The sequence below is a fragment of the Kitasatospora putterlickiae genome, assembly GCF_039527695.1.
Taxonomy (GTDB): Bacteria; Actinomycetota; Actinomycetes; order Streptomycetales; family Streptomycetaceae; genus Kitasatospora; species Kitasatospora putterlickiae.
Map to the genome: position 1 here is coordinate 848 of NZ_BAAAKJ010000304.1, position 7,835 is coordinate 8,682.

Below are 7,835 nucleotides of genomic sequence, written 5' to 3' on the forward strand. Positions count from 1 at the left end.
GGCGGTTCGCCGTCGCGGCGGCCTCCAGTACCGCGGTCAGCCGAGCACGTGCCGCAGGCCGCCGAGCAGGTGCCCCCGGAAGGCCCGGTCCGCGTACGCCTCGGGCGCGTGGCCGAGCGCGGTGTAGAAGGTCGGCGCGCCGTCGTGCTCCCCGCACCAGGCGAGCGGGTGACGGTCGGCCAGGCCCATCGCGGCCCCCGTGTAGTCGGCCTCGTCGACGGTGAGCAGCACGCGGGCGCCGCGCTCACGCGGGTCGGAGCGGAAGTCGTACCACTCGTCGGTCCACTCCCAGCGGGCCGGCAGGTGGGCGGTGGCCGGGTGGCCGGGGTCGGCGACCCGGACCGGCGCGGTCTGGATCGCCGGATGCCGGTCGAACCGGGCGCCGACCAGCCCCTCGAACCACGGCCACTCGTACGCCGTGCTCGACGCCGCGTGCACGCCGAGCCAGCCGTGACCGGCGGTCAGGTGGGCGCGCAGCGCGTCCTGGCCGGCCTCGTCGAGCACCGGGCCGCCGGTGGAGAGGAACACCACGGCGGCGTACCGGCGCAGCGCGGCGGGGCGGAAGACGGCCGGGTCCTCGGTGGCGTCGACGGTGAAGCCGTGCCGTTCGCCCAGTTCGCCGAGCGCGCGGGTGCCGTCGACGACGGAGGCGTGCGGGAAGCGGAGGTTGCGACGGTAGATCAGGATCCGGGCCATGGTGGACGATCCTGCCAGTCCCGTCCGGGGCCTCCGCGGCGGGGCTCAGGTCTGGCGGTAGGTGGCGAGGAAGCGGCCGATGCGGTTGATGGCGGTCTCCAGGTCGTCGGCGCGGGGCAGGGTGACGAAGCGGAAGTGGTCGGGGCGGGGCCAGTTGAAACCGGTGCCCTGGACGACGTGGATCTTCTCGCGGAGCAGGAGGTCGAGGACGAAGCGCTCGTCGTCGACGATGCGGTGGACGGCCGGGTCGAGCCTGGCGAAGGCGTAGAGGGCGCCGCGGGGCTTGACGCAGCTGACGCCGGGGATCTCGTTGAGGGCGCGGAAGGCGACGTCGCGCTGTTCGGTGAGGCGGCCGCCGGGCAGCAGCAGGTCGTTGATGGACTGGTGGCCGCCGAGCGCGGCCTGGACGGCGTACTGGGCGGGCACGTTGGGGCACAGCCGCATGCCGGAGAGCATGGTGAGGCCCTCCAGGTAGTCGGCCGCGTGCCGCTTGGGGCCGGAGACGACCAGCCAGCCGCTGCGGAAGCCGGCCACCCGGTAGGACTTGGAGAGGCCGTTGAAGGTGAGGGTGAGCACGTCGTCGGAGAGGGCGGCCAGGCAGTGGTGCTCGGCGTCGTCGTAGAGGATCTTGTCGTAGATCTCGTCGGCCAGCACCATCAGCTGGTGGCGGCGGGCGAGGTCGAGGATGCCCTCCAGCAGTTCCTTCGGGTAGACCGCGCCGGTGGGGTTGTTGGGGTTGATGACCACGATCGCCTTGGTGCGGGCGGTGATCTTCGCGGCGATGTCGTCGAGGTCGGGGAACCAGTCCGCCTCCTCGTCGCAGGCGTAGTGCACCGCCTTGCCGCCGGCCAGCCGGACGACCGCCGTCCACAGCGGGTAGTCGGGCATCGGGACGAGCACCTCGTCGCCGTCGTCCACCAGTGCGGTGACGGCCATCTGGATCAGCTCGGAGGCGCCGTTGCCGAGGTAGACGTCGTTGACGGTCACGCCGTCGACGCCGCGCTGCTGGTAGTACTGCACGACCGCGCGGCGGGCGGGCAGGATGCCGCGCGAGTCGCTGTAGCCGTGCGCCCGGGGGAGGTTGTGGATGATGTCCTGAAGGATCTCCTCCGGTGCCTCGAAGCCGAACGTGGCCGGGTTGCCGGTGTTCAGCCGGAGCACGCTGTGCCCGGCCTCCTCCAGCGCGTTGGCCTGGTCGACCACCGGTCCGCGGATCTCGTAGCACACGTCATTCAGCTTGCTGGACTGCCGAAACTCCATCTGCGGCCTCCCGACCGTCACCCCGCTCGATCCTGGTGGCTTTGTTCTACCAAGTAGGCACTTGGAAAGTCCAACCTCTTGGCTATGCTGATCCACATGTCACGCCGAAGCTACGACCAGTACTGCGCCGTCGCCCGCGCCCTGGACGCGGTGGGGGAGCGCTGGAGCCTCCTGATCGTCCGTGAACTCCTGGCCGGCCCGCGCCGCTACACCGACCTGCACGCCGACCTGCCCGGTGTCTCCACCGACATCCTCGCCGCGCGGCTCAAGCAGCTGGAGAGCGAGGGCGTCGTCGAGCGGCGCCGCCTTGAGCGGCCGGCCAACGTCACCGTCTACGAACTGACCGCGCGCGGTGCCGCGCTGCGGCCGGTCGTCGAGGCGCTCGGCGTCTGGGGGCTCGACGCGCTGGGGGAGCAGCGGCCGACCGATGCCGTTCGAACGCATTGGGTCACCGGCGCGGTGGGGGAACCGGTGGAGGTCTGACCGGCCTGCCGCCGGTGGTGGGAGCGGTGGCCGGTGGCGACGGCGGTGGTCGGCGGCGCGCCCGGTACTCCGGGACCGGTTCCCCCGTGACCGGTCCCGGATCCGTCGGGCGGCGCCGCCGACGTGCACCACTCTGACCGGCGCCGATCAACGGGGGATCGGCGTCCGCTTGCCGTGGCCGTTGATTCGCCGCCCCCCGAGGCCGCCCGACCCCGGCGCCGCCCCCGCGCGTACGATCGACGGGCCATGGAGAACACGGAGAACACGCCCACCGCCTTCCGCAGTTACGTCGCCGTCGGGGACTCCTTCACCGAGGGCATGTGCGACGACCTGCGGCCCGACGGACACTTCCGGGGCTGGGCCGACCGCGTCGCCGCCCGGCTCGCCGCCGACCACCCGGCCGGGGACTTCCGGTACGCCAACCTCGCCGTCCGCGGCAAGCTCATCGGCCAGATCCACGACGAGCAGCTGGAGACCGCCGCCGCCATGGGCGCCGAGCTGGTCACCCTGGCCGGCGGGCTCAACGACGTGCTGCGGCCGCGCTGCGACGTCGCCCGGGTCGAGGAACTGCTCGGCGCCTCCGCCACCCGGCTGCGCGCCGGCGGCGCCACCGTGGTCATGTTCACCAGCACCGACCCGACCCGGCGGATGGCCGGCTCGACCCGGCTGCTCCCGGCGATCCTGCGGATGAAGGCCTTCGTGCACGAGCTCGCCCAGGACCCGGGCATCGCCGTGGTCGACCTCTTCTCCGCGCCCTGCTTCGACGACCGCCGGCTCTGGGCGGAGGACCGGCTGCACCTCTCGCCCGAGGGACACCGCCGGGTCACCGAGGCCGTCCTGGAGGCGCTCGGCCACCCCGCCGGCTTCGACTGGCGCGCCCCGCTGCCGACCGCCGCCCCGCCGACCCGCGGCGAGCGGCTGGCCGCCGACGCCCGCTGGGCCCGCACCCACCTCGGCCCGTGGATCGGCCGCCGCCTCACCGGCCGCTCCTCCGGTGACGGCCGCCCGCCCAAGCGCGCGGAGCTGCTGCCGTACGAGGGCTGAGGCCGAGGGCTGAGGGCCGGGGGCGCTTGGGGGTTGCCGACGTCAGCCGCGAAAGAGGTTGTGTCCCACGTCCGACGGCACCTCCTCCTGGTACGGGACGGCGTCCGGGCCGGGCACGTGCTCGCCCGGGACCGGCTCGTCGCCCTCCCGGTGCAGCAGGAACACGCCGTCCTCCGACCAGACCGTCCGGTACCCGTGCGCCAGCAGCAGCTCGATCCGGGCCGCCTGCTCCCGGTCGGTCTTGAACGGGAAGGACCGCTTGTCCGCGCGGATCAGCACGTACTCGCGCCCGCGCGGCGTCTCGTCGACCAGCACCACGTCCGCGCGGGCGGTCAGCCGGGGCGCCGCCTGGTTGTCGGCCTCCACGGACGCGCCGTCCGGGACCAGCGCCGCACCGCGCTGCAGCGCCGCCTCGCTCACCTTCGGCTGCCAGTAGGCCGGCACGAAGAGGTTCGCCGCGCCGAGCGGCAGCGCGGCCGCGACGGTCACGGCCGCCGCCGCCACGCCGAGCCGCCAGGTCAGCACGCGGTCGTGGTGGCGGCCCAGCACCTCCAGCGCGGCGACCAGCAGGATCGGCCAGAGGAACGCGTCGTAGTGCCGGGCGATCGACCAGTGGTTCGGGTTGCTGGAGAGCACCCGCTCCGCCAGCAGCGGGACGGCGATCAGCACGGTCGCCGAGCGGAGCGGGAGGAGGAACAGGGTGCCGAAGAGCCAGAGCAGCAGCAGCGGCTTCAGCGGGGCGTCGAAGAACGTCGAGACGAGGAGGGTCGGGTCGGTCAGCACGTTGGCGACCGCCGAGCCGCCGTCCTCGCCGAGCCCCTCGTAGTTCCAGTAGTAACCGGGCGCCCCGCCCATCGCCGGGATCAGCTTCGCGATCGCCACCGCCGAGGCGAGCGGGCCGCCGAGCAGCAGGCCCAGGCCCCAGCGGACGGCCGGTCGGCGCCGGTCGGCGTCCGGCTCCCGGCGCGCCCGCAGCAGCAGCACCAGGCCGTACGCGCCGACCGCCAGGCCCATGTCCTCCTTGGTGCAGCACAGCAGCAGACCGGCCAGCGCGGACGCCCAGTACTGCCGGGCCATCCCGCGCTCCAGCATCAGCAGCGTCAGCGGCACGGCGAACGCCACCTCGTGGAAGCCTCCGCGCGAGGCCACCAGCAGCGGCCAGCCCAGCCCGTAGACGAGGGCGGCCAGGTCGGCGGCGCGGCGCGCGGTGCGGCGGTCGGCGCCGGCGAAGCAGCGGTCGGCGATCCGGCGGATCAGCGGCACGCCGGCGGCGAAGCAGAGCGCCTGGCCGAGGAGCAGCGAGCGCGGGTCGTCCCAGAGCCAGTAGAGCGGCGCCATCAGCGCGATCACCGGAGAGAAGTGGTCACCGAGCAGCGAGAAGCCGGGCGGGAACTCGTGGTGGTGGCTCTTCAGCGACGACACGGGCAGGCCGAAGTGCGCGTAGCCGCGCACGCCCTGGTCGAAGATGCCGAGGTCGAAGCCGCCGAGCTGGAGGGTGGTCCACTGCTGGGCGCCGATCGCCAGGCAGACCGCGAAGCAGAGCAGGGTGAACGCGACCGTGCGGGCGCGGTACGGGAGGCGGAGGGCGGTCGGCCGCGCGGCGTCCTCGGCGCTCGCGGTGCCCTTGGCGTTCTCGGTGCCCGTGGTTCCCTCGGTGTCCGGGTACGGCGCCACGTCGTGCCGGGACATGCCTTGGTTCCTCCGCCGGTGTCGTGGTGCTGCTTGTGTTCGGCCGACCACACTAACCGACGGCCGGGCGGGGTCTGTCGGTACGCTCTGGAGCTGCACCGTCGTACCAGGCCACCGCGCCACCCCACCGTCGTACCGGAGGAACAACAGCATCGTGAGCGTCCCGGGTCTCAACCTCGTCTCCGACTGCGGGAGCTGCTTCGGGCTGTGCTGCGTCGCGCTGCCGTTCGCCGCCGGCACCGACTTCGCCGTGAACAAGGCCGCCGGCAGCCCCTGCCGCAATCTGCGGACGGACTTCACCTGCGGCATCCACGAGCGGCTGCGCGACAGCGGCTTCCCCGGCTGCACGGTGTACGACTGCTTCGGGGCCGGCCAGCACGTCTCCCAGGTCACCTTCGGCGGGCGCGGCTGGCGCGAGGCGCCGGAGGACGCGGGGACCATGTTCGAGGTGTTCCCGGTGGTGCGGCAACTGCACGAGCTGCTCTGGTACCTCACCGAGGCGCTCACCTTCGAGCCGGCCCGCCCCGTGCACGGGGAGCTGCGCCGGGCGCTGGAGGAGACCGGGCGGCTGGCCGGCGGCACGCCGGAGGAGATCCTGGCGGTCGACGTGCCCGCGCACCGGCAGGCGGTGGCCGAGCTGCTGCTCAAGGCGAGCGAACTGGTCCGGGCAGCCGTCCCGCGCCGACGCGAGCACCGCGGCGCGGACCTCTTCGGCGCCCGCCTGCGCGGGGCGGACCTGCGCGGGGCCAACCTGCGCGGCGCGCTCCTGGTGGCCGCGGACCTGTCCGGCGCCGACCTGAGGCTCGCCGACCTGGTCGGCGCCGACCTGCGGGACGCCAACCTGGCGGGCGCCGACCTCACCGAGGCGCTCTTCCTCACCCAGGCCCAGCTCAACGCGGCCCGCGGCGACGCCGCCACCCGCCTCCCCGCCGCCCTGACCCGCCCCACCCACTGGCCCACGACGACCGACACCCCGGCCCCGCCCCGCAAGCCCCAGGGCGGTGCCCGTCCGGCCAGGCCCCGCCGCCGCCGCTGACCCGCGCGCCTGCCGGGCGGGGCGCTGCGGTCGGGCGCCTGCGACTCGTGGTCCGGTATCTGTCCGACCAGGCCCCGCTGCTGCTGCGCGCCTGCTGTCGGGCGGGCGGGGGCGACAGCCCCGGGGTGGTGGCCGTTCGGCCAGACCCCGCCGTCGGTGAGCTGCCCGACTGCTGTCGTGGCGGCGAGCGGCAGGAGGTTTCGTCGGCGGTGGGATGCCTGGCTGCCCGGCGGGTGGGTCTGGGTTCAGCCGGCGGGGAGTCGCACGACGGCGGGTGGGCGTGGGCGCGTGCTTCGTGGGTTACGGGGTGGATGGGTGCCGGGGGATGCGGGCGGAGGCCGTAGGGGCGAGGTGTGGGAGGTCTCGCCGGCGGTGGGTGGCCGTGGGCGCGTGCTTCGTGAGTGCTCGTTCGGGGTGGGCCTCCTCGTTGCCTGGTTGTTCGGCCGCTTGGTGAGAGCGTGCGCGTGGTTCGGGAGGTTTGGGCGGGGGCGTCAGCTGGTCGGGAGACGTAGGGGGATGGGCGGGTGGCGCGGGAGTAGGGCGCAGGTCGTGCCCGCGAGTAGGAGCAGGGCGACGGTGGCCAGCGCGACGGGGGAGTGGGCCGGGTGGAGGGGCCAGGCCCAGGGGCGGGGGTGGGCGTTCGGGTACCAGCCGGCCGCTGAGCAGAGGAGCGGGGTGGTGGCGAGTGCGGCGGCGGTCGGGCGGTGGCCGATCACGGGATGGAGCAGCAGCGCCAGGCCGAGGTAGCCGGCGATGTTGCGGGCCAGGACCAGGGCGAGTGCGCCCTGGCCGGCCAGGTACGCGAGGCCGCCGCAGGTCGCTCCGGCGGCCGCGAGGGTGAGCGCGAGCCCGGCGTCCAGGCCGCGCAGGAAGCGTCCGGCAACCGCCTCGGTGCGCAGGTCGCCCCGGCCCAGCCCGTACAGCAGGGACACCGCCGGGAGCAGGGTGATCACGTGCGCGAGGAGGAAGTGCCCGGCCTGCCCGTGGAGGGCGGGCACCGGCAGTTCGCCGTCCCCGACCAGCAGGCCGAGGGTGAACGTCCCGGCGAGGACGGCCGTGAGCACCGGGACCGCGCGCGCCTTGCACCACCAGATCACGGCCCACCCCCTCCGGCGGCCGTGGCGCAGTCGGCCAGGGCCGCCGTGGTGGCGCGGTACCAGTCGAGCTGAGCTCCGCCGGGCAGCTGGAGCAGCCGGGCGGCGCGGGCGGCGAGGGCCTCGGTGAAGCGGACGTCGACGCCGGCCGCGGGGACGGTGGTGCCGTCCGGGCCCGCTCGGGCGGTGAGCCAGGCGGTGACCGTGCCGATGACGGCCGCGGCCGGGTAGGGCTCGCCGCGCCGGGCGCAGTCGGGGGCGCGCGGGAGCAGGCCGCCGACCACGGCGGGGGCGACGTCCTGCGCCCGGGCGTCGGTCGGGACGCCGAGCCCGGCCTCGTCCGGTCCGGGCCGGGCCGCCATGGTGAACCCGCCGGGGACGGCGACGCCGCGCCCGGCCAGGGTGTCGGTGACCCTCCGGACCTCGGCCCGGACCACGGCCGAGCGGGCGCCGCCCAGTTCCGGCCAGAGGCAGACGCGCGGCCGTCCGTCGTCGCAGACCAGGCCGGCGGCGGCCCGGGCCCGCACCGGTTC

At 74.9% G+C, this 7,835-nt stretch carries 7 protein-coding genes and 1 pseudogene; 3 read left to right on the forward strand and 5 right to left on the reverse strand.

Annotated features, from left to right (window positions below):
- Positions 1-36: 36 nt before the first annotated feature.
- Positions 37-696, reverse strand: coding sequence for a ThuA domain-containing protein (locus ABD308_RS29185; RefSeq protein ID WP_344341029.1), 660 nt, complete (start codon positions 694-696; stop codon positions 37-39).
- Positions 697-741: 45 nt separating this feature from the next.
- Positions 742-1,956 (reverse strand): pyridoxal phosphate-dependent aminotransferase, encoded by a 1,215-nt coding sequence (locus ABD308_RS29190; RefSeq protein WP_344341035.1) that lies wholly within the window; start codon positions 1,954-1,956, stop codon positions 742-744.
- A 96-nt stretch (positions 1,957-2,052) separates the two neighbouring features.
- On the opposite strand from ABD308_RS29190, the pseudogene ABD308_RS29195 reads away from it, so the two are divergent.
- Positions 2,053-2,403: pseudogene (locus ABD308_RS29195) on the forward strand (winged helix-turn-helix transcriptional regulator); the annotation flags it as partial.
- 282 nt (positions 2,404-2,685) lie between these two features.
- Positions 2,686-3,483: an SGNH/GDSL hydrolase family protein gene (locus ABD308_RS29200; RefSeq protein WP_344341041.1), complete on the forward strand. Its 798-nt coding sequence runs from the start codon at positions 2,686-2,688 to the stop codon at positions 3,481-3,483.
- Between the two features lie 42 nt (positions 3,484-3,525).
- On the opposite strand, the gene ABD308_RS29205 is transcribed toward ABD308_RS29200, so the two are convergent.
- On the reverse strand, positions 3,526-5,172 hold the full coding sequence (locus ABD308_RS29205) for a DUF2079 domain-containing protein (RefSeq protein WP_344341047.1): 1,647 nt from the start codon (positions 5,170-5,172) through the stop codon (positions 3,526-3,528).
- 154 nt (positions 5,173-5,326) lie between these two features.
- On the opposite strand from ABD308_RS29205, the gene ABD308_RS29210 reads away from it, so the two are divergent.
- Positions 5,327-6,208 (forward strand): pentapeptide repeat-containing protein, encoded by an 882-nt coding sequence (locus ABD308_RS29210; protein WP_344341052.1) that lies wholly within the window; start codon positions 5,327-5,329, stop codon positions 6,206-6,208.
- A 491-nt stretch (positions 6,209-6,699) separates the two neighbouring features.
- On the opposite strand, the gene ABD308_RS29215 is transcribed toward ABD308_RS29210, so the two are convergent.
- Together ABD308_RS29215 and ABD308_RS29220 are read right to left on the reverse strand one after the other, a co-directional pair.
- On the reverse strand, positions 6,700-7,305 hold the full coding sequence (locus ABD308_RS29215; protein ID WP_344341058.1) for a hypothetical protein: 606 nt from the start codon (positions 7,303-7,305) through the stop codon (positions 6,700-6,702).
- A partial coding sequence (locus ABD308_RS29220) for a DUF7224 domain-containing protein (protein ID WP_425554878.1) occupies positions 7,302-7,835 on the reverse strand: 534 nt, incomplete at its 5' end. The genes ABD308_RS29215 and ABD308_RS29220, both read right to left, overlap by 4 nt.